Source organism: Peribacillus sp. TH16, from assembly GCF_016651095.1.
In the GTDB taxonomy this organism is placed as follows: domain Bacteria; phylum Bacillota; class Bacilli; order Bacillales; family DSM-1321; genus Peribacillus; species Peribacillus butanolivorans.
Genome location: NZ_JAEKEM010000002.1, coordinates 19,178 through 41,420, shown reverse-complemented (window position 1 = coordinate 41,420; position 22,243 = coordinate 19,178). Strand labels below are relative to the sequence as shown.

Sequence of the window (22,243 nt, the reverse complement as noted above, 5' to 3'; positions counted from 1 at the left end):
ATGAGCCTATATAAAGAATTATCCATTCAAATGGTAGTTCTCATAAAAAATACACCTCTTATCCAATATAGTTTTAACTATTTGGATAAGAGGTGTTTCATTTTGCTATTTTCTTATTGAACTGCATCGAACTGATTTACTTTCCAAGTAGATCCTGACTTGTAAAAGGTAACAATTCGGTTTACGGTGTCACCATCAACAGTAGGAACAATTAATTTATAAGATCTAACGTTTAGTTTTTGAGAGACCAATTTAATTTTTGCTTTCCGCCATTCTAACATGCTGTCGCCGTCCCCTATAGGACGAGCTAATTTTCCTTTATACGTAATATATTTATACTTAGTCAGCCCTTTTTCTACTGCACTATTAGTAAATGTTTCAGTTAAATCTCCAAGGGCTTTTGTGAAATGTGTGCGTTATTGAAAGCTTTTATGACCAGTTCTGTCGTCATTGAACGAGAAAATGAATACCCTACTATTTTCTTAGAATGAAGGTCCAGTACCGAAGCTAAGTTACACCATCCGTCTTTTAACGTGTGGATATACGTAATATCTGCTACCCATTTCTCATTAATGGTCTGAGTAGTGAAGTCTCGTTTTAGCAAGTTATCCAATTGAATAACCTTTTCTTTAGATGGATAGGGACGGTATTTTTTCTTAGTAATAGAACGAATTCTCGCCTTGCTCATTAAACGTTGAACACGCTTTAGACTTAGGGAAAACCCTTTGGATAATAAGCTTTCATGAATATTTGGAGCCCCATATCGTTCCATTGCTTTCCTGGTAAATGAGATGAATTTCCTTCGTGAGTTCTTGGTTTTCCTGTTTGCGATTTGATAAGACTATTTGAAGGGACTGATAATGGCTGCTTCTTGGGATTTCTAGTATTTCACACATTTTTTGTATGGGATATTGTTTCTTGTGTTCCTCAATAAATTCGGTAAGAACTGTCTCGGTTACTTTTTCGCGAATATGGCCATAGCCTTTTTTAAGATTTCAACTTCTTGCTTTAACCGAAGGTTTTCCTTCTGTATGGCGGCTAATTCCTTTGGAGTCATAGACTCTTCCCCTAAACTGATATGGGTAAATTCTTTAACCCATTTATAAATGGTAACTTCTGATACGCCATATACGCCGCTTAATTCTTTGACCTAATTACCCGAGTGATAAAGATCTACAATAGTCTTCTTGAATTCATTATTATATTTTTTACCTGTATTCTTACGTTCCAAGACGGACACATCCTCTCAAAAATCATTGTAAGGACTTAACTAAAATGTGTCCATGAAACTATACTAACTCCACGATATACGCTTTATTTGATATTAATTGCATTTAAGGGTGTATGTAAGATATCATCTCTTTTATATAAATTTACTTAAAAATTAAATATAAAAAGCCAAACGAACATTAAAAATCACACTTAAATTAGAGGTGAGTACAATATGAATACAATCATGATTGTAGAAGATGATATAAAAATCGCTGAATTACTGCGAATTCATATTAAAAAATATGGATATCAAAGTGTTATTATAGAGGATTTTGAAAATATCTTAGATACATTTCAAAAGATTAAACCAGATTTAGTGCTATTAGATATAAATCTGCCTAATTTTGACGGTTATTATTGGTGCCGCCAAATACGAGCTATTTCTACTTGTCCAATTATATTTCTATCTGCAAGGAGTGGAGAGATGGATCAAGTGATGGCCTTAGAAAATGGTGGTGATGACTATATTACAAAACCATTTTACTATGAAGTGGTAATGTCTAAAATTCGTAGTCAATTAAGAAGGGCGTATGGTGAATATGCACCTAAAGTAACGGAACGTGTAGTTGAAAAATCTGGATTAACCCTTTTTCCTGAAAGGATGGAACTTCGTTTGGAAGAAAAAGTTGTTACACTTACAAAAAAAGAAACATTATTACTAGAAATGTTATTAATAAAGTCCCCTATCCTTGTAAAACGTGAAGCAATTTTAGAAGAGCTTTGGGACGTTCATACATATGTAGATGAAAATACGTTAAGTGTCAATATCGGTCGAGTTCGAAAAAAATTACAATATTTAGGAGTTGGTGATGTACTAGAAACTGTTCGTGGTGCCGGATATCGCTTGAATACTACTTGGACAAAGGGTGATAACCAGTAATGAAATTATTTTTAAGAGAACATATCCCACTTATTTGTATTTCAATGATTCAATCATTCATCATCCTTTTAATATATTGGCTGGATGGTTTTTCCCATGTATCGATTGTATTATATACATTGTTTCTCGGTGTTTGCTTATTAATTGTATACCTTGTATATCGATATTGTAGTCATCGATCATTTTATACAAGTTTATCAAATCCAATGGATACACTAAGTGAATCAATAAGGGAGAGGGATTTCACTCCTTTATCAACAGCGTTAGATACATTACTGCAAGTCCAATATCGTCATTATCAAAAACAATTAAAAAAATGGGAACGAAAACACCAGGAACAACTTACCTTTATGAACCAATGGGTTCATCAAATGAAAACGCCTCTTTCTGTCATTGAATTAATTACACAGGCAACAGAAGGTTCCGAATTTGATAGTATAACGGAAGAAACGGAGCGAATCAAAAAAGGATTAGAAACTGTGCTATATCTTGCTCGACTAGAGACATTTGAACAAGATTTCATTGTAGAGAGGGTATCATTGCTGAAAATGATTGATTCTGTCATTCATGAAAATAAACGTTATTTTATACGTAGTGATGTCTACCCAGAAGTAAAAGTAGATCCAGATCTTACAGTAGAAACAGATAAGAAATGGTTTCGATTTATTCTTAACCAACTTCTTTCAAATGCGATTAAATATTCAACAGGAAGCAAAGAAAAAATTACAATTTCAGCCTTTACCAACAAACGTACAGTTATTTTAGAAGTGAAAGATCGGGGTGTGGGAATCATAGCTTCTGATTTACCGCGCGTGTTCCGACCATTTTATACAGGAGAAAACGGTCGGAAATTTAAAGAATCGACAGGAATGGGATTATATCTTTCACAAGAAGTATGTACTAAATTACATCATGAAATTAAATTGGAATCTAAAGTAGGAGAGGGAACAACAGTTCAACTTGTATTCCCTTATGTATATCATTAGCCGATGAATGAAATATCATTTATCGGTATTTTTTTGAATCTTACAAAGTTGTTAGATAAATGTTAGGAAGTTCGATATGAGAGAAAAGAAAAATTGGTTACACTTTATAATATAAACAACCAGAAATGAAAGGTGAGAATGCTATGGGAATACTAAATGTTTACGATGTAAGTAAAATATATAAGGGGGATGTTTCCTATACAGCCCTGTCTAATATTGATTTAAAGATAAATAAAGGCGAGTTTGTAGGAATTATGGGGCCATCTGGGAGTGGTAAAACAACACTACTAAATATGATTTCAACTATTGATACCCCTACTTCAGGGGAAGTTATCATTGATGGAGAAAGTCCACATCAGTTGCCAATAAATCAATTAGCTTTATTTAGAAGACGGGAATTAGGATTTGTGTTTCAATCATTTAACTTATTAAACACATTAACAGTAAAAGAAAATATTATTCTACCGCTTACGTTAGATGGGGTACCCCCTCAAGAAATGAATCAACGTGTGGCATCTATTGCTGGAAAATTAGGGATTACAGATATCTTAAATAAGCGTACGTATGAAATTTCTGGCGGTCAAGCACAGCGAACGGCTATTGCACGTGCAATTATTCATAATCCAACATTATTACTAGCAGATGAACCCACAGGAAACTTGGATTCACAATCTGCAAGTGATGTGATGGAACAATTTTCAAAACTCAATAAAGAGTTGGGTACAACAATGATGCTTGTGACACATGATGCGATGGCTGCAAGTTATTGCGATCGTATTGTATTTATTAAAGATGGAAAGCTGTACAATGAAATTTATTGTGGAGATAGTCGTAAAGTGTTTTATCAAAAAATTCTAGATGTTTTATCGTTATTAGGGGGACGTTGGAATGACTTTTCGGCAGTTCGCGTTTAATAATATTATTCGAAACAAGCGCACATATGTTGCTCACTTCTTGAGTAGCGCATTTTCTGTGATGGTTTTTTTTATATACGCACTACTAGTATTCCATCCTGACCTACAGGGTGAACTGACTACTATAAGTGCAACAATAAATATACTAGGAAAGATAGGGATGCAAACATCTCAATATTTAATATTTATCTTCTCATTTTTCTTCCTCTTATACTCTGTAAGTGCATTCTTAAAAGTGAGAAAAAAAGAATTTGGACTTCTAATGATTCAAGGTATGTCACCTAGACAATTGCATCAACTGTTATTCATAGAAAATATGCTTATTGGTATGGCTGCTATTATATGTGGGATTACGGTCGGTCTTATTTTGGCTAAACTTGTTTTAATAATATGCGCTAACATTTTTGCGATCCATAAAGGATTAGCGTTTTATATACCAATAAAAGCAATCTTAATGACTGTCGGAGCTTTTTTACTGTTGTTTCTATCCATTGCTTTATTAACTTCTAGAATAGTGAAAGTAGGACAACTAATTGAACTTTTACTGTCTGAAGAAAAACCAAAACCAGAACCTAAAGCATCTATTGTACTTTCTTTGCTGGCAATTATATTAATCGTTGTAGGGTATGCAGTAGAGTTTTATTTTCCTTTGCATCAGAATTTGCTCGTTTTGATTCCAATAGGCGTAGTGTTGGTTGTAATAGGAACATATTTCTTATTTACTCAATTGAGTGTGTATATGTTGTATATATTGAAACGTAAGGAATCCATCTTCTTAAAAAAACTCAACCTACTTACAATTTCAGAATTAATATATCGTATGAAAGATAATGCCATTATGTTTTTTATGGTAGCGATTATTTCAGCTGTTTCGTTCACAGGGATTGGAACTTTTATGTCTCTGGGAAATCCAGGATTAGCTGAAATGACCAACCCATTTGCTTTTACTTATCAATCCTCTCCTGAAAACAAGCAAGAAGAAACACATGTTTCAGAAATTAAAAAACAGTTGTCAGAGGCTCGTTTTTCCTATCATGAAGGTACTGCCACTCCAAAAGAGACCGAAAACGACCTTATTATTTTTAGTTTGGCAGATTTTAACAGCGTTGCCAATGCACTTGGGCATCCAAAAGAAACACTCAGAAATGACGATGAAGCTATTATAGTGCCAACAACAGTTTCACAGCAAACAAAATTTAGAAATAAAGAAGACGTCATTAAAACAATTGATTTATTGCAAGGAAATATGGATATTCAGTTTCATATTAAGAAAACGGTATCCTATATAGGATGGAATGAAAAAGATACTGGAAAAACGATGGTTGTAGTTTCTGACAGCATGTATGAAAAAATTCCAAACATGAGCCTGAATGCAATGGGGTTACCAAAGTTCCATGTATTTGCTGTGAAAGATTGGGAGAAATCCAAAGAAGTTGCCAGTCAATTACAGCACTCTATCCCACTGGATGAAGAAGGAAAATATTATCTTAACTCTCTAGTATTGCAATGGTTGTCTGACAAACAAGAAAACGGAATGTTACTCATTATCAGCGCATTAGTTGGAATTGTGTTTTTTACCTTTGCTGCAAGTTTTCTATACTCACGTCTATATACAGACCTAGAAAGGGACCAACAACAATACAAGACGATTGCGAAAGTTGGTTTAACTCAAAACGAGTTAAAAAAGATCATAACACGTCAGCTCTGTATCATGTTCTTTTTACCAATTACAATAGCTGTAGTTCATAGTATTGTTGCCTTTACTGCACTACAAAATCTAGTTTCGTTTTCTATTGTAACTGATTCTTTTGTTATACTTGTATCCTTTATGTTCTTACAAATTGTATACTTTTTTGTGATTCGTTGGCGTTACCTTCGATATTTGTATAAAAAAACCATGTGAATTGTTGTCCAATATATTTAATTGAGGAGAATGTAAAATGAAGAAAATAATTCGTATATGCATCATTGGAGTAATGGCTATTTCTCTTTTGAGTGCTTGTTCACTATTCGATAATAAGCACGAAACCCAGACTAGAAATGGGATGTTACTGATAGGTAACGAACAACCATTACAAGACATAGTTAATCAATATAAAAATAAAATTCAATCAAATGCCGTATATAAAATTAAACAATCTACAATCGAAGATTTAAATACGTTAATTTTGAAGAGAGATACAGCTGAAGAGCTTGTAAAACAAGGATTGTTACGACGACCAAAGAATGTGAAATCTCCTACTTTTTCTGATTCTTATTCCATTCAATCTTTACCCGATGTTGAAAAAGATACCGCATTGCTATTATCACGATACGATAGCTCGGAAAATGTAAAACGTTTAAAGGAAGTTACGATGAATGATATTAAATTTAAAGCACAACATGATGATCCAGCTTGGTTCGGATATATCCCAGACCCAAGTTTCGAAACTGTGATTGCCATAGTTAGTGACGAGATGTTTAATAAAATTCCTGTACCAGAAACAAGTATGGCGACTTTACACCTCAAGAAGACCTATGGAAGTCTTAGAGACGAAGTAATAGCTCCTGATGCAAGTGATTCTGATGCATTAAAAACCAAAACAGAATGGTTAAGATTAACTAAAGATATAAAAGAACATGTGAAGCATTTGAAGAGCATTTCCTTTCTTGAAAAGTAAAAACTTCATTGCTAAATTATGTTTTACGGGCCTCATAAATAATTATGTTAATTCGTATGACTATTTATGAGATGTAATATTAAAGTCTGTTTCATTTATATAATCCATTAAATCAGTTCTTTGTATAGTAAGGAATTTAATTATTTGTGTCCAAAATATATCTAAACGCACAGTTTTCCTTTTTTGAATATGGTGCCCCCTATAATCACTTTCATAAACTGTGTATTTATCAATGTCCAGTTATCTATTAGAATGTAGCTTTTAAAATAAGTAAATATGTTTATGTGTGCCAATAAATTGGAATAACATTTTTAAAGAAACTTTAGATAAAATTTCTTTTATTCTTTCTATTATTATTATTATATAATTTGTGCCTAAATACGAAAATTCCCTTCAAAAGATACACAGATTGACTTTGTACCGCTTATATCAGGAATTTAAAGAAAAATAAGCACAATATGTACAATTCTCCCACTACACTAGTATAGTGGCCTTTATTAACTATATACAAGGAGAACATTTTATGAGTAAGAGAATAAAAGAATTAGATTCCATACGAGGAGTAGCGGCTATTACAGTGGTATTTGGACATTTTTGTTTAATGCTACCATCGTTGCCTAATTCTATTAAATTCTCCCCGCTTAGGTTTTTATGGGCTGGTGGGGAAGCTGTAATCGTTTTTTATGTACTCAGTGGTTTTGTGTTATCTATGGCACTTTATTATTCAAAAACAAATTATTGGGGATATTTAATTAAGCGATTTGTACGAATCTATATCCCTTATTATTTCTGGATATTCATCACCTTTGCTTTATTTATTTTGTTTTCGCCGTATGAAGTGACAGGACTACGGGATTGGTTCTATGATAGGTGGCAAGGGTCTATAACAAAATTAGATATTATAAATCACTTTGTGCTTCTTAATAACTTTTTTACGGAAAATTATAATCCAGTTATCTGGTCATTGGCTCAAGAAATGCGTATATCTATTGTGTTTCCTTTGTTATTCCTTCTTTTTTATAAACTGAGTTGGAAGAAAACGATACTATTTGCTATGAGCTTTTCTTTAATTAGTATTTTCCTTAATATGTTGCATATTGGGAAAGCTGAGGGATTTTATAATGGTTATGCCGATACACTGCATTTCACATCTATGTTTATGGTTGGAATGTTACTTTTTAAGCATCAGGAAAAACTTATCTACTTATATAGGAATATGAAAAAATTAAAAAGAGGACTTCTTATTGCATTAGGGATTATTCTATATTTATATTCCATTTTGATTTATGGGTTTTCTCGTAATGATACTACTTTCTTATTAAAAGATTGGGGTGTCGTAATTGGTGTTAGTACACTTATTATAATGGCCATGAGTAACCTAAAAGTAAAAGCAATGTTAAATAAGAGTGCATTTGTATACTTAGGAGAAATTTCATATAGTATCTATTTGTGTCATTTCCCAATCATGATGGTACTATTTAAACTTTTGTATGCAAAGATATCTATTCTGTTCCTTCTTATCTTATGTATAACAATGACAATACTTTGTTCTATATTATCGTATCATTTAATTGAAAAGAAGTGTATCAATTGGGCGAAACAAAGAACAACAAAGTTTCAAAAAAAGTATGATACTCGTAGGAATCTTATTTCTTTAGTAAATATACGAATATTACCGGTTCCTTAGTATATTAGGGATCGGTTGATTTGTGTCCAAATTTTGTCTAAACGTACAGTTTTCCCGAAATGATATGGTGACCCCTATATGACAAAATTATTTTCACCAAATGAATGGGAAGGTTCGATATACTGGGGTCTCATCATGCTGACCATCATTTTTGCAGTAATTGATTCTTATCAAGGCTTTCGAAAAGCAAAAATACGTTAACGCACAGCATTCTTGCTGTGTTTTCTTTTTTTAGGGCTCTAAAGGTTGGCAGAGCAATAACAAGTTTATAGATGAAACCTATACCATAGTGAGGGGAGTATTTAATATGAAGCTTTTAAATAGTGTGGTGATGGGGAATCTGAACTCGCGGGGAAACATGCAAATGAAAAACCTCTTATGTTTACTGCATAAGAGGTTTTTCATCAAAGCCATTAACTTATTGGACTGCATCGAACTGATTAACTTTCCACTTGGATCCGGACTTATAAAAAGTAACTGTTCTTTTAACCGAATCACCGTCGACTGTAGGGACCGTTAAATTATAGGATTTAACGTTCGGTTTTTGATAGACCAATTTAATTTTCGCTTTTCTCCACTCTAACATGCTGTCGCCGTCTCCTATAGGACGAGCTAATTTTCCTTTATACGTAATATATTTATACTTTGTCAGTCCTTTTTCTACTGCACTATTAGTAAATGCTTCAGTTAAGTATTTAACTAGCTTGTCTTTAGTATTAAATTCTTGGCAAAGGTAAGAATACTCTGTACCTTTATAATTAAATGTTTTTTGTGAACAGGATTGATTAGTGTATCCATGTAATGCATTCCAGAAATGATTGCTGGCTTTATCGGCTATCTTTAATGCATTTTTGTCAGATAAATTCTGTGATGTATTTTGTGCTGTAACTACGGTACTCATTGTACAAAAAAGAATGATGATTGATAATAGCATACCTGAAAATTTTTTCATACTTTCTCTCCCCAATCTCTAATTAGGATAATTATGTAACAATAGCGCAATTAATATTACAATTGTTACATTTATATTACAACAAGATCGACATTAGTAAAAGAGAAATTTTAGTAATTTCATAATATATTTTTAGTTTTTATTGGAGTATACATAATTTGTTCATATTATTTCTTTCAAAAGTAGCGTTTACCCTATCTACATAAAGAAAAGGGAATGATTTAAGAGTTGCAATCCAATTTAGCTTACAGCTAAGTATTTATTTATCATCCATCGCTTATTCTATGAGGAACTTACATTATATAGAAGAGCTTCCGCTATATTAGGCAGTTATCGGAATAAATCGCTTTTCTTGTTGCCCTAACGTAAGTAAGATAGTGAAATAAAGAGTTGATGTTATACATTACACGAATCTGTTTAAAAAAAAGGCATAGAGATCATATTTAACCAAATGGTTGAGTTATTTAGTTTTATCCATTTTAGTTAACCATATGGTTGAACATAATAATGATAAACTAGATAATATTTTCCAAGCTTTGGCTGACCCAACTCGAAGAGAAATAGTTCGCCTTATTGCCTCTAATGACCGAACAGTTTCAGAACTGGCAGCACCTTTTGATATGTCTTTAGCAGCAATTTCTGAGCATATCCAAGTTTTAGAACGGGCAGGATTACTAAATAAGACATCGAAAGGGAGAACACATATATGTCGTCTAAACCCCGATTTGTTATCATCCGCTATAGAATGGCTTCGTTTTTATGAGTGATTTTGGAACAGGCAGTTTGATGTTCTTGAACGTGAGCTAAATAAAGCCAAAAAGGAAGAACATTAGATTGTTAGTACAATTTAATAATTAACTTATTTAGGAAAGGTTGATAAAGATGGTTAATACATCAACAACAACACTTACTATGATTCGTCGTTTTGATGTCCCGGCGAAAAGAGTATTTGACGCTTGGCTGAACCCAGAAATGATGAGAAAATGGTTTTTTACAATGGAATCAACGAATAAAGTGGCAACCAATGAGCCTATTGTAGGTGGCACCTGGGAAATTGTCGACCATAGAGAAGGTAAAGATTACAGGGCAGTTGGTAAGTACATAGAAGTTGACTCACCAAGTAAATTAGTTTTCACATTTAAAATGCCTCAATTCAGTGATACGGAGGACAGGATTACCGTTGAAATTAATCCTTTTGAAAATGGCTGCAATATGACCTTCACACAATTGATTGTCGTTCCTCACGAAGAAGGCCAAAGCTTATAAATTTCGAATCTATCCAACTAAAGAACAACTAGTTCTAATCATTAAAACGATCGGCTGCTCCCGTTTTGTCTTTAACTTCTTTTTAGGCAAACAAAAGGAGAAAGATGCCTACTGGTATATTTGTGAAGAAATGAAGCAGGACGGCCAATTACCCTCTAATGAATGGAAAGGTTATTTTCTGGATAAATACGCAACAATCAAAGAACTTCCAGCTTTAAAGAAAGAGTATTCTTTCCTGAAAGAAGTAGACAGTATTGCCTTACAGAAATCGGTGGAAAATTTAGCAGATTCCTATAGTCGATATTATAAAAAGCAAAATAAGTCACCACGCTTCAAATCAAAAAAGAATCCTATCCAGTCATACACGACTAAACAGACGAATGGAAATATCGGAATAATTGGAAACAAAATCAAATTGCCAAAACTCGGTCTAGTTCGTTTTGCTAAAAGCCGCGAAGTCGAAGGGCGAATCATCAATGCCACAATCAGGCGGAACCCTTCGGGTAAATATTTCATTTCCGTTTTAGCCGAAACCCATGTACAAGTACTTCCTAAAAATAATCGTTCGTGCGGTGTAGATGTTGGTTTGAAGAATTTTGCTATTCTTTCAGATGGTACGGTCTATCAAAATCCAAAATTCTTCCGGATGGTCGAAAAGAAATTGGCCAAAGCACAACGGATTCTTTCAAGGCGACAAGAAATGCCTTGAATCAAAATAAACCATTGGCTGAAGCTAAAAACTATCAAAAACAAAAACAAAAAGTGGCTATCCTACACGAAAAAATTTCAAATGCCCGAATGGATTACTTTCATAAAGTTTCTACCGAAATCATCAAAAACCACGATGTTATTGGAATGGAAGACTTGCAAGTGTCGAATATGATGAAAAATCACAAACTAGCTAAAGCTATTTGTGAAGTATCTTGGTACCAATTCAAAAAAATGTTGGAATACAAAGCAAAATGGTATGGTAAACAAATCGTGACCGTATCTAAAACGTTTGCTTCTAGCCAATTGTGTTCTAGCTGCGGTTACCAAAATAAAGACGTTAAAGATCTGAATCTTCGTGAATGGGATTGTCCTTTTTGTTCTACTCACCACAATCGAGATATTAACGCAGGACTCAATCTAATGAATGAAGCCATAAGGCTTCTAACCGTAGGAACTACGGGAGTAGCCTAATTAAAAATTGGCCGATAGGCTAATGTTCTTAGGAATCCCCCACTTCAATCAGACCGTAAGGTCGATAAGTGGTGGGTAGTTCAATTCGGAAATACGCAATAATGCAATAGAAAATAAGGTTCTTGTTTAACTATCGGATAGTTCGTATTATAAGGTCGACCAGTAAAAATGAACTGCACCCCAATTGTTAGACACAACTAACAATTGGAGGTGCAGTTTTTTTATGGCGAGATTTTCTTCAGAAGAAAAAATACAGGCAGTAAGACAATATATAGATGGTAATGAGGGAGGAAAAACAATTGCTAAATCTATTGGTGTTCATCCGAGTTTACTCCATCAGTGGATTAAACAATTTGAACTTTTTGATGATGATGCTTTTGAAAAACGCTATACACTCTACCCCGCACAGTTTAAACTAGATGTACTCAATTATATGAACGAACACGGGACGTCTATCAGGAAAACAGCGGCGATTTTTAATATTCCATCTTATGAAACGCTTAGAAAATGGAAAGTTGCTTATGAAACAAAAGGATTTGATGCCCTACAATCAAAGAAAAAGGGGCGTCCATCCATGAAAAATAAAAATAATAAGACATCAAATACTCAAGTACCCGATGAAGGATCAATAGAGGCTTTACAGGCGGAGAATGAACGTTTACGTATGGAGATTGCCTATTTAAAAAAGTTGAATGCCTTAGTTCAAAACAAGGAAAAATCACCAAACAAGACAAAGCACTAGTAGTCTATGAATTAAGGTATGCATTCCCGGTGAAAGCACTTATACAGCTCGCAGACATTCCGCATAGCACGTATTACTATTGGGTGAAAAACTTCGGTCGTCCTGATCCAGATCCCAGAACTGAAAGTATTGATTAAATCTGTTTTCGATGAACATGAAGGTAGGTTTGGTTACCGTCGTATTCGTGATGAACTTAGAAATCGCGGACACAAAGTAAACCACAAAAAGGTACAGCTTATCATGAAAGAACTAGGGCTAAAATGTCTTGTCCGTATGAAAAAATATCGCTTTTACAAAGGAACTGTGGGCAAGATTGCACAAAATATTTTAGATCGCAATTTCAAAGCTGAAAAACCAAATGAGAAATGGGTTACGGATATTACAGAGTTTAAATTATTTGGAGAAAAGCTATATTTATCGCCGATATTGGACTTATTTAATGGAGAAATCATTACGTATACAATCGGTTCAAGACCAACCTACTCACTCATTTCAACGATGTTAGATCAAGCTTTTGAACGTTTAACAGACGACGATACTCTCCTTATTCATTCAGATCAAGGCTGGCATTATCAAATGAAACAATACCGTAGTGCCCTTAGGGAACGTGGCATTACGCAAAGTATGTCTCGCAAAAGGAATTGTTACGATAACGCTGTTATGGAAAATTTCTTTGGTATAATGAAATCGGAACTTCTCTATCTAAAAGAATTTGAAAGTGTGGAACACTTTAAACAAGAACTAGCAAAATATATAGAATACTATAATCACAAACGAATCAAGGCAAAATTAAAAGGCATGAGCCCGGTACAATACCGAGCTCATGCCCAACGGGCTGCCTAACGAAATAACCTGTCTAACTTTATGGGGTCAGTTCAAAATTACTGGTTGACCTTTTTTAATAGATTCTATTATATCAGTAGCCAGGGAAGGATATGAAAAAAATTTCCCCTATCCTCCTTTTCTGACAAAAGAACAGAATTACACCTTCAAGAAAAAACATGGGGATTATATAGTTTTTTTAATCAATATTTAAATTCAATATAAATATATTTTTATCGAATAGGTGTTACATAAACTTTTGAGACAGTGATCATTTAAGTTAGTAAAAATGGGAATATACCAATATTTTGATTTACTAATGTTCAATTCATTCGTAGCTATTTTTAGGTTGTATCGGGCTTTGCTGAATCTTTTTAGATAATGGTAATTGTTTACATTGTGGAATGAGCGGAGTTTAGGTAATATAAGTATACAAGCTGCGCTGTTCGTAATGATTATTAAGTTTTAACCTTTAAGCTGTAATAGGGAGTTTTATATTGAAACAGGAATGTTATGCCTTGTCACTGACTTGGACAACAGGATTGTTTCTGCAAACACCCACTTTGAGGAGTGGTGGTTTAAAACTTTCTTACTGAATACGGCAATGGCGGCTTACATCTTTAAATGTTGAAACCGGTCTCGGTCTGAGGCCGGTTTTTTGCTGTTTTTTTCACAACGTACTATAGGAATTGTATGTATCGCTTTGTAGTCTGAAGAACCGAACCGATAATATCGAACCCATATTGAACTAATATATTTATTTTCAACCGTCTTACTTTTTTTAATTCCATAGTTTACAGCTTGGTACCTTACGTGTTGTTTATTAGCAACATTTATTCTTGCTTTGTATACCGATTGGCATAACTTGAGGCAACGAAAGCATTGGGTTTAATTTTGGGTTCCACTCCCATGGATTCCATCCTAGCTACCATTTCTTTTACAAACTCACTTGTTTTGTTCCGTTTTCCAATCCCGATATCAATGTGGCCCTCCATGATGAACGTTGCCCCTTGATATACAGCAGGCAGTACAATATCGATTAACTGATTTTTTCTTTCTTCCGTAAACATGGATACAATCTCCTCAGTTAACGACAATTCATGGGAAATACGTTCATGTAATTGGGTCATCCTTCTAGGAATCGTCACTTTTCTTATACAAGCCCACACACCATTCCCGACCTGCTGTATCACAATGCCTGTAATGAAAACCGTATGTTTTTTATGTACTTGAGAATCAGTACCGACCATCAATCGATAGTTACCAGATGGATTTAATTTCATGAACTTTACAATATGATCGAATACCTCTTCAAATGACATGTTTTTTTCCTGAAGATTTTGAAATGGAATGTTATGAATTGGATATTGCCTCATATTGTTGCACCCAACCTTTCCCTGGCTATAATACTGATTGTTCCATATCTACTCCCCGCCAATAACACATCATATGAAGTAAGTTCTTGTTTCGTGCAGTGAGTAGAACCAACCCTCAAATGAAGATGTAGTCATCAATAAAAGGAAATGTAAGAAACAGCTCTTATTAAGAATGCAAAATCCTTAATGAAAATTCTAATTGAGAGATACCGATTCAATCTATTAATGACATTTGCTGATGAAGCTCATTAATAGTTTGAATCGTTAACGGTTCGAAAATATATATCCCTAACTAAACATACATAGAAAGAGCATCCATTAGGAATTTTTTTCTGGATAGTCTTTTTTAGGACTATCCAGTTTTTCTTTTTGAGAGTTATGAATTCCTGAAGTCCCTGCTTAGCGAGACGGATATTTCCCTATCTTTCCCGAAAAAATAATTGATAAATATTTCCAAGTGAAATATACTTTTTTGTAAAGGTCAACTTTATTTTTCACGAAAATGAAAACGTTATCACATCATGAACCTTATTTCTGATTTTATTACTAAGTCTCGGTTTCTATTATCAATAAGGGAAGGTGTGGTTTTTTGAAAAAATTATCTATTGGAATGTTTACCTTTATGCTGTATTTTGTTCCTTTATCAAGTACTTCACCTGGTTTTGCAGAAGTAAAACCAGATTACAAGCTATATGTGATGGCGCCATTGGGTGAAATAACAGATTGGCAAGCATTTAAAGCAGAATTGATTCAGTTGAAGGAAAATGGAGTATATGCAATAACAACAGATATCTGGTGGGGATTAGTCGAGAGTAAAAAAGATAATAAGTTTGAATGGTCCTATTATAAAAAGTATGGGGAGGTAGTGGAAGCTTCCGGTTTAAAATGGGTGCCCATTTTATCTACGCATCAATGTGGTGGTAATGTGGGTGATGATTGTAACTATCCCATCCCAAGTTGGCTCTGGAAGAAAGATTCTGCCGAAAACATGGCATTCAAGAGTGAAAGTGGTTACTGGAATAAAGAAGTACTTGCTCCATGGTGGGATGGAACAGCTGATCAATACAACGAATTGTACAAATCCTTTGCAACGAACTTTGCTGATAAAAAGGATCTAATTGTCAAAATCTATCTAAGTGCAGGTCCAGCTGGGGAATTGAGATATCCCTCCTATCAAAATGCAGACGGTTGGAACTATCCTGAGAGGGGACAGCTTCAAGTTTATACAGAAGGTGCGAAACGGAATTTCAGGCTTACCATGAAAGAAAAATATTCCACTATTAAAAAACTCAATGCTGCTTGGGGAACAGAGTATAAAAAATGGAATGAGATTCAACCGCCAGGTAACGGGGATGAATTTTTTACTAGTGGTGAAGCAAGTGACACACAATTTGGAAACGACTTTATGGAGTGGTATCAAGGAGCTCTTGAAAATCATCTTTCAAAAATTTCGAAATTTGCCCATAAACATTTTGATAAAGTTTTTAATGTACCAATTGGGGCTAAAATCTCAGGTGTCCATTGGAAAATGAATGATCCAGTTATGCCGCATTCAGCAGAGTATAGCGCTGGTTACTATAATTACTCTCAACTACTTGAGCAGTTTAAAAAGTCTAATTTGGCCCTCACGTTTACTTGTTTAGAAATGGGTGATTACGACGCCCATACTGCACCATACTATAGCGCTCCTAAAACGTTAGTGACTCAAATCGCTACTTTAGCTAAAGAGAAAGGAATTTCCTTAAACGGTGAAAATGCACTTCCTCTTATCAATAATGAATGGGGTTTCGATAATATAGCAGAAATGGTTTTCAACTACGATTTTGACGGCTTTACCTTGCTTAGAATGTCATATTTATTCGATGATGAAGGAAATCCAACAAATGAGTTTAGGATGCTGGCAGATAAATTAGAAGGTAAGTCTATTCCAGTTACATTCACAGTTGAAAATGTACCTGTCTCACCCAATCAGGGTGTTTACTTGATTGGTGATAGAGGAGAAATCGGCAGGTGGAATCCTGCAGATTACGAATATAAGCTAACCCAAAATCCAGAAGGCAACTGGAGTGGAACATTCCATTTAGCCGCAGATCGATTCTATGAATTCAAGTTTCTCATAAAAGATGAAAATGGAAATACTACATGGCAAGATGGTAAAAATAATAGCTATAAAACTCCTTTAAATGGTAAAGGAAACTACAAAACCTCATGGTAGATAAATATATAAGGAGTTAAAAGAAAATGAGTACTAATGGTAGGTAGGCAAAGCTACTGTTTAGAGGGAATGGTGAAATACGATTTGGAAATTTGAAAAAAAATACCTTACTATTAAAAAAAGATTTAAGAAGAAGTAATTAGATACTTAGTAAATGGTTGGAATAGATGGCTTATTAAGTTGGCTAGTAATCAAAATGTAAATCGTTTGTCATTGTAATACCCTTGATGTTAGGAGTTTATACGTATAAACTTTATTTAATATTGAGGAGTGGTTAAGTTGAAAAAGGTAACAATAGACAAATTAACATTTAAAAATCATCTATCGACGATTGAACAACTTTCATTGAAAGATTTTATGTTTAAGTGGCTAGGTAGCCCCGAAGAAGGTTTAGATGATTTTCTTCCACTTACGTACACAGATACTGTCTTTGCAAAGATGGAAACACCATTGGAAACCAATTTTCGGATTCAAGGTGATGAAACCTTAAGATATGTAACAATAACGGAAGATAATCAGATTGTTATAGGGGTCTTGGACCTAAATCAAGAGTTAGCGTTTAGAATTTTGTCTCTAGAGGAGCATTTGGAATCAAATCTGAACCGTTAGTTGAACAAGATAACAGAACCTCGCATAAATAAAGCCTTGTAATTTTAAGGAAATGCTTTTTAAAATTTTTCCATCTATAGAGTAATATTAGCTTTTTTGAGTTGTTAGAAATTAAATTGGGCAAATAATCAATGAATAGGCAATTTTGTCCAATGAAATTCAATTCAATTAGGAAAACACCTTAAATGTTCGAATTGGATTCTTTATCTGAACCTAAGAAAATAGACTTTCAAACATTTTCCTATTATTGGGGTTTTTGTATAAGATAGTGAAATGGAGTAAACTGAACGAAAAAAATTGACTTTAAGTTGAAATTGAATCTAATAAACATCCGGAACTAAATCTAAATAGTGAGTATGACCAAACATTACTTTCCGTTATATTTATGGCCCATTGTATGTTTTAAGTGTCCAATCACTAATTTATAGCAATCTTGTAATTCTGGAGACATATTTTCATTCTTCACTAACATCCTTAAGGTCTTCTCTGTTTCAGAGACTACTTGGTGTTTAATTGACCTAGTTTGTTGTATCGACATTTTATTCACTCCTTTTCTAAGTATTATCGACATATATCAATTTAATTAATCTCAATTTGCCAAAATTACATTAATTTTATACGAGGAAGAGTTTACTTTTTAGGAGTATACAATTGTCTATGCGGACTATTTATTTCTGTTGGAATTCTCTGAAATCGGCACCTATGCTAGGTTAATCTTTTCTAAACTAAATAGAATCAGATGCTATTTCTAAAAGTGAATGAAAATTATATGAAATGTTTGAATAGCCCTTCTCAATGTGAGAGGGGCTATTCTTACTTTAGTTGCTTAGCTTTCTGTATTTAGTGTGAATATGTGGTACTTAATTATATAGTAATTACGCTTTTGACATTAAGCCCGATTTACATATATACAGATTTTGCAAACGTGCTGATGCAAGGGTGGCAGCGTGGCTACCTACTACAATAAAGTTGATTTATTTATTGTAGAATAGCGGCACATAATTTGTTGCAACATGTAAAACTGTGTCAGATTTCACTAATAATATGTTTGATATTAAAGGTATCAAGTTCTTATTGGAGAAGTATTAATATCATGGCGTTTTTTAACGAGAGTATAACTACATGGAATTAAGAATTTCAACTTTAAGGAGGGCTCTTAATTATAAAACAATTGTATAAAATATTAGGTATCTGTTGTTTCACTCTCTTTTTTCAAACAATATGGTCCCCTGATATTTTTGCCGAACAAAAAACGTATAAAATTGCGGGAGAATGGGCTCTTCCACCTTTTTCATTTAAAAATAAGGATGGAGAGCTGACTGGTATTAACATTGATATAATGGAGAAAATAGCGGATTATAATGGGCTTGATTTTGAATATATTCCTATGGGTATGCAAGATGCGGAAAAGGCATTAAAGGATGGATCTATTGATGCGATTGTTGGTAGTACATATAGTACCGAAAAAGATAATCAATTTGATTTTACCCAATCATATTTCACAATGTCTCAATCAATAATTATCCCAAACGCCAAGCAAAATGATATTCATACTCTCACAGATTTACGTAATTCACATGTTGTACTTGATAATAACACGCCAGTAATCAGCACATTTTTGAACATGAGAAATACAAACCTAACTACTGTTTCTAATCAATACTCGGGTATTCTAACATTATTGAACAAACGGGCAGATGTATTTATCGGAAACAAATGGACTGCAGACTATTATTTAAAAAAGTTCAGACAAGAAAATCATTACATCATACTTGATGAAGTTATTGAACCCGCAGATTATACGATTGCAGTTAAAAAAGGGAATCAAACGTTGCTTTTCATGATGGACAATACACTCACTGAACTTAAAGCAAATCGAAATTTAAACGAGATAATTGATAAATGGGTCATGCCTCAATCCAATCAAAAAATTGCCAAGCTGGAGCAATTTATCTTTTGGTTAATCATAATCTTAGCCGCAGTAGCTCTGATCCTTTTAATTATTTACATATGGAATCAAAAACTTAAGAAATCAGTCCATGCCCAAACAAAGAGTCTACACCTTTTAAATAAGGATTTACAGAAGCAACGGCAAAATATTGCTAATAGTAAAGCATTTAAAGATCAAATTTTAAACAATATAAATACAGGGATCATTACATTCGACCTTGATTTTGTAATAACTAGCTGTAATACAAAAGCATCGGATATTCTTAACATCTCCGCGAAAAATATTTTGAATCTTAGGAATTATCCAACTCTAATAAGGTTATTTAATAGTTCCTATCAAGAACATGAAGAGAAAAATGGGACAAACTATTTTCAAGTTTTGGTATTAAATGAGGAGAGTGAACGCAAAGTAATCTCGTATACGGTACATAAAATGTACAATTCTGAAGAAATACAAACAGGATTCTTACTTTCCATGAATGATGAGACGGAAAAGAAACTATTAGAGAAAAAATTGGTCACTCAAGAAAAGTTGCATGCACTTGGTCAACTAGTCGCAGGTGTTGCACATGAAATTCGGAATCCCTTAACATCTATAAAAACTTTCATAGATCTGCTTCCGAGTAAATATGAAAATCCTCAATTTCGCCAAGTTCTTATGGAACACTTGCCTACTGAAGTAAACCGGTTAAATGCGATTGTTACTGATCTAATTGATTATGCACGTCCACGTCCACCAAATATACGAAATTATTACGCTCACGAACTTATTTCTTTACTTGCTTTTCATAAGGTAACTATGGAAAAAAAACAAATTAATTTTGAACAAATAATTGATGAAGACCTTGTTTTTTATATAGATTTACAACAAATTCATCAGGTGCTTCTTAACTTAGTATTAAATTCTATTCAAGCGGTAGAAGAAACAGAGCATAAAACTATTAAAATTACAATTGATAAAATGAACGAAAAAACAGGACGGATTGTCATAGCTGACACGGGCAAGGGGATGAAACAGGAGGAACAAAATCACATCTTTGAACCTTTCTTCACCAATAAAGAAAAAGGGGTCGGATTAGGCCTTACGTTATCATACAGACTAATTAAAGAAAATAATGGGGATATTTATGTGAAAAGTTATCTTAATTCAGGAACAAAGTTCGTCATCTTATTACCTTTATCTGAAGAACAAGAAGCCATTTTGAGTTAATAATGTTATTAAATCTTTTGTTATGATCATAAAAGGAGGAACAGAAATATGAAGCCACATGTGCTAGTGATCGATGACGAACCTCGCAATTTGTACAGCTCTTAGCTTTGCATTAGAAGACGATTATCAAGTTGTCACTACTACAGATCCAGATGAAGGTCTTCGACATATTGAACAGATTTCAGTTGATATTGTTCTACTTGATTTGCGGATTGGAAGTAAAAGTGGATTAGATATTCTTCAAAAAATTAAACACAGGTCCCCCAATGTTACTGTAATTATGATGACGGCCTATTCATCTATTGATACTTCCATTGAGGCAATAAAAAATGGGGCCTATTACTATATCGAAAAGCCTATCAATATAGAAGAACTGTCATTGCTTTTAATGAGGGCAGCCGAATTTAAACAGATGTCCAATCAGTTAGAGACGCTTCATGAAGAATTAGAGAAGACAAGAGGATTCGGAAATTTCCTTGGTAACAGCAAAGCAATGCAACGTATTTTTTCAATGATCGAAAGAGTGAAGGATATTGATTCAAGTGTTCTTATTACAGGAGAAAGTGGAACTGGAAAAGAACTTGTCGCCCGAAGCATTCATACTTTAGGAAGACGAAAAAACAATCCAATGCAGATTGTTAATTGTGCAGCTATACCCGAGATGTTGCTAGAATCTGAATTATTCGGTTATGAAAAAGGAGCGTTTTCCGGTGCCACACAGCGGAAGGAAGGGAAATGCGTTGCTGCCGATGGGGGTATCCTTTTTCTCGATGAGATTAGTGAAATGCCACTTCCTCTTCAAGCTAAATTATTACGTGTGCTACAGGAACGGGAAGTAACACCTCTTGGTTCCAATACAAAAATCTCATTGGATGTCCGTATTATAAGCGCAGCTAACAAGAATCTAGAACAAATGGTAATGGAAGGTAAGTTCCGAGAGGATTTGTATTTCAGACTAAATGTTATCCCAATTTCTATGCCACCATTAAGAGAAAGAAAAGAAGATTTACCATTGCTTATGGATTATTTCATCAAAAAACACGCTAAGGATATGAATCGGGAAGATAAGACGTTCACAGCATCAGCACGTCGGTTATTGCTAGATTATCATTATCCAGGGAATGTGCGCGAGCTTGGTAACATTATAGAGTATGCTGTTGCCCTTTCAAACTCAAATAATATGGAAGATACTGACCTGCCACAATATGTTCAAGAACAAAAGCTAATATTACAGTCTGGCAGTCCCAATGAAGACTCTAACAGTTTTAGTATCCCAATCGGAATCTCGATGAAAGAGATAGAGGAAAAAGTAATAACAGCTACACTTCAATACTGTAAAAATCACCGACAAAAAACAGCACAAATTCTAAAAATTTCAGAAAGAAGCCTTCGCGATAAAATTAAGCTTATTTCAAATGGGGAATAAGAGATAAATTAAATCAACCACTTACCGGCATTTTTTTCTGGGTACCCGGCAAAAAATGCCGATTTTTAAGATTAAAATGCACAAAAATTCGGCA

General features: G+C 33.9%; 19 protein-coding genes, 1 other RNA gene and 2 pseudogenes. 17 read left to right on the top strand and 5 right to left on the bottom strand.

The features are described from left to right. Positions 1-113: 113 nt before the first annotated feature. Together JFV29_RS00190 and JFV29_RS30070 are read right to left on the bottom strand one after the other, a co-directional pair. Positions 114-329: a DL-endopeptidase inhibitor IseA family protein gene (locus tag JFV29_RS00190; protein ID WP_201254625.1), complete on the bottom strand. Its 216-nt coding sequence runs from the start codon at positions 327-329 to the stop codon at positions 114-116. Between the two features lie 65 nt (positions 330-394). Next, positions 395-1,231, bottom strand: a pseudogene (locus JFV29_RS30070) (IS3 family transposase); the annotation flags it as partial. Between the two features lie 213 nt (positions 1,232-1,444). On the opposite strand from JFV29_RS30070, the gene JFV29_RS00175 reads away from it, so the two are divergent. The 7 genes from JFV29_RS00175 (at position 1,445) to JFV29_RS30860 (ending at position 8,600) form a co-directional block, all read left to right on the top strand. Next, positions 1,445-2,152 (top strand): response regulator transcription factor, encoded by a 708-nt coding sequence (locus JFV29_RS00175; RefSeq protein WP_201180510.1) that lies wholly within the window; start codon positions 1,445-1,447, stop codon positions 2,150-2,152. Beyond that, positions 2,152-3,138: a sensor histidine kinase gene (locus JFV29_RS00170; protein ID WP_201180509.1), complete on the top strand. Its 987-nt coding sequence runs from the start codon at positions 2,152-2,154 to the stop codon at positions 3,136-3,138. Before JFV29_RS00175 ends, JFV29_RS00170 begins: the two co-directional genes overlap by 1 nt. A 143-nt stretch (positions 3,139-3,281) precedes the next feature. Further along, entirely contained in the window at positions 3,282-4,052 is a 771-nt protein-coding gene (locus JFV29_RS00165) for an ABC transporter ATP-binding protein (RefSeq protein ID WP_201183260.1), read from the top strand. Further along, positions 4,027-5,955: an FtsX-like permease family protein gene (locus JFV29_RS00160; RefSeq protein WP_201180508.1), complete on the top strand. Its 1,929-nt coding sequence runs from the start codon at positions 4,027-4,029 to the stop codon at positions 5,953-5,955. Before JFV29_RS00165 ends, JFV29_RS00160 begins: the two co-directional genes overlap by 26 nt. A gap of 37 nt (positions 5,956-5,992) precedes the next feature. Continuing rightward, positions 5,993-6,712 carry a lipoprotein BA_5634 family protein gene (locus JFV29_RS00155; protein ID WP_201180507.1) on the top strand — a complete coding sequence of 240 codons (720 nt, stop codon included), beginning with the start codon at positions 5,993-5,995 and terminating at the stop codon, positions 6,710-6,712. A gap of 523 nt (positions 6,713-7,235) precedes the next feature. Next, positions 7,236-8,399: an acyltransferase family protein gene (locus JFV29_RS00150; RefSeq protein WP_201180506.1), complete on the top strand. Its 1,164-nt coding sequence runs from the start codon at positions 7,236-7,238 to the stop codon at positions 8,397-8,399. A 78-nt stretch (positions 8,400-8,477) separates the two neighbouring features. Next, on the top strand, positions 8,478-8,600 hold the full coding sequence (locus JFV29_RS30860) for a hypothetical protein (protein WP_274606892.1): 123 nt from the start codon (positions 8,478-8,480) through the stop codon (positions 8,598-8,600). 217 nt (positions 8,601-8,817) lie between these two features. Here the strand turns inward: JFV29_RS30860 and JFV29_RS00145 are convergent, their stop codons facing one another. Continuing rightward, positions 8,818-9,351 (bottom strand): IseA DL-endopeptidase inhibitor family protein, encoded by a 534-nt coding sequence (locus tag JFV29_RS00145; RefSeq protein ID WP_201180505.1) that lies wholly within the window; start codon positions 9,349-9,351, stop codon positions 8,818-8,820. A gap of 455 nt (positions 9,352-9,806) precedes the next feature. On the opposite strand from JFV29_RS00145, the gene JFV29_RS00140 reads away from it, so the two are divergent. From JFV29_RS00140 to ssrS, 6 genes and pseudogenes are all read left to right on the top strand, one after another. Continuing rightward, complete coding sequence (locus JFV29_RS00140) at positions 9,807-10,118, top strand: ArsR/SmtB family transcription factor (RefSeq protein ID WP_242486770.1); 312 nt, start codon at positions 9,807-9,809, stop codon at positions 10,116-10,118. Between the two features lie 115 nt (positions 10,119-10,233). Beyond that, positions 10,234-10,617, top strand: coding sequence for an SRPBCC family protein (locus tag JFV29_RS00135; RefSeq protein ID WP_201180503.1), 384 nt, complete (start codon positions 10,234-10,236; stop codon positions 10,615-10,617). After that, positions 10,583-11,326 (top strand): RNA-guided endonuclease TnpB family protein, encoded by a 744-nt coding sequence (locus JFV29_RS31520; RefSeq protein ID WP_446728206.1) that lies wholly within the window; start codon positions 10,583-10,585, stop codon positions 11,324-11,326. The genes JFV29_RS00135 and JFV29_RS31520 overlap by 35 nt, the downstream gene beginning before the upstream one ends. After that, the gene (locus JFV29_RS31515) at positions 11,323-11,799 is read left to right on the top strand and encodes an RNA-guided endonuclease TnpB family protein (RefSeq protein ID WP_446728205.1); all 477 of its coding nucleotides are present in this window, start codon (positions 11,323-11,325) and stop codon (positions 11,797-11,799) included. Before JFV29_RS31520 ends, JFV29_RS31515 begins: the two co-directional genes overlap by 4 nt. Before the next feature lie 223 nt (positions 11,800-12,022). After that, positions 12,023-13,384 (top strand): annotated as a pseudogene (locus JFV29_RS00125) (IS3 family transposase). A gap of 410 nt (positions 13,385-13,794) precedes the next feature. Then, positions 13,795-13,981, top strand: a non-coding RNA gene (gene ssrS, locus JFV29_RS00120) — 6S RNA. A gap of 215 nt (positions 13,982-14,196) precedes the next feature. On the opposite strand, the gene JFV29_RS00115 is transcribed toward ssrS, so the two are convergent. Beyond that, positions 14,197-14,739 (bottom strand): ribonuclease H-like YkuK family protein, encoded by a 543-nt coding sequence (locus JFV29_RS00115; protein ID WP_201180502.1) that lies wholly within the window; start codon positions 14,737-14,739, stop codon positions 14,197-14,199. 589 nt (positions 14,740-15,328) lie between these two features. Between JFV29_RS00115 and JFV29_RS00110 the strand changes: the two genes are divergently transcribed. Both JFV29_RS00110 and JFV29_RS00105 read left to right on the top strand, forming a co-directional pair. Continuing rightward, complete coding sequence (locus JFV29_RS00110) at positions 15,329-16,954, top strand: family 14 glycosylhydrolase (protein ID WP_201180500.1); 1,626 nt, start codon at positions 15,329-15,331, stop codon at positions 16,952-16,954. Between the two features lie 279 nt (positions 16,955-17,233). Continuing rightward, the gene (locus tag JFV29_RS00105) at positions 17,234-17,563 is read left to right on the top strand and encodes a hypothetical protein (RefSeq protein WP_056519558.1); all 330 of its coding nucleotides are present in this window, start codon (positions 17,234-17,236) and stop codon (positions 17,561-17,563) included. 367 nt (positions 17,564-17,930) lie between these two features. Here the strand turns inward: JFV29_RS00105 and JFV29_RS00100 are convergent, their stop codons facing one another. Further along, on the bottom strand, positions 17,931-18,101 hold the full coding sequence (locus JFV29_RS00100; protein ID WP_201180498.1) for a hypothetical protein: 171 nt from the start codon (positions 18,099-18,101) through the stop codon (positions 17,931-17,933). Between the two features lie 633 nt (positions 18,102-18,734). On the opposite strand from JFV29_RS00100, the gene JFV29_RS00095 reads away from it, so the two are divergent. Continuing rightward, a complete protein-coding gene (locus JFV29_RS00095) occupies positions 18,735-20,723 on the top strand; it encodes a transporter substrate-binding domain-containing protein (RefSeq protein ID WP_201180496.1) in 1,989 nt (662 codons plus the stop codon). Between the two features lie 73 nt (positions 20,724-20,796). Continuing rightward, positions 20,797-22,149, top strand: coding sequence for a sigma-54-dependent transcriptional regulator (locus JFV29_RS00090; protein ID WP_342366461.1), 1,353 nt, complete (start codon positions 20,797-20,799; stop codon positions 22,147-22,149). Positions 22,150-22,243: the final 94 nt, after the last annotated feature.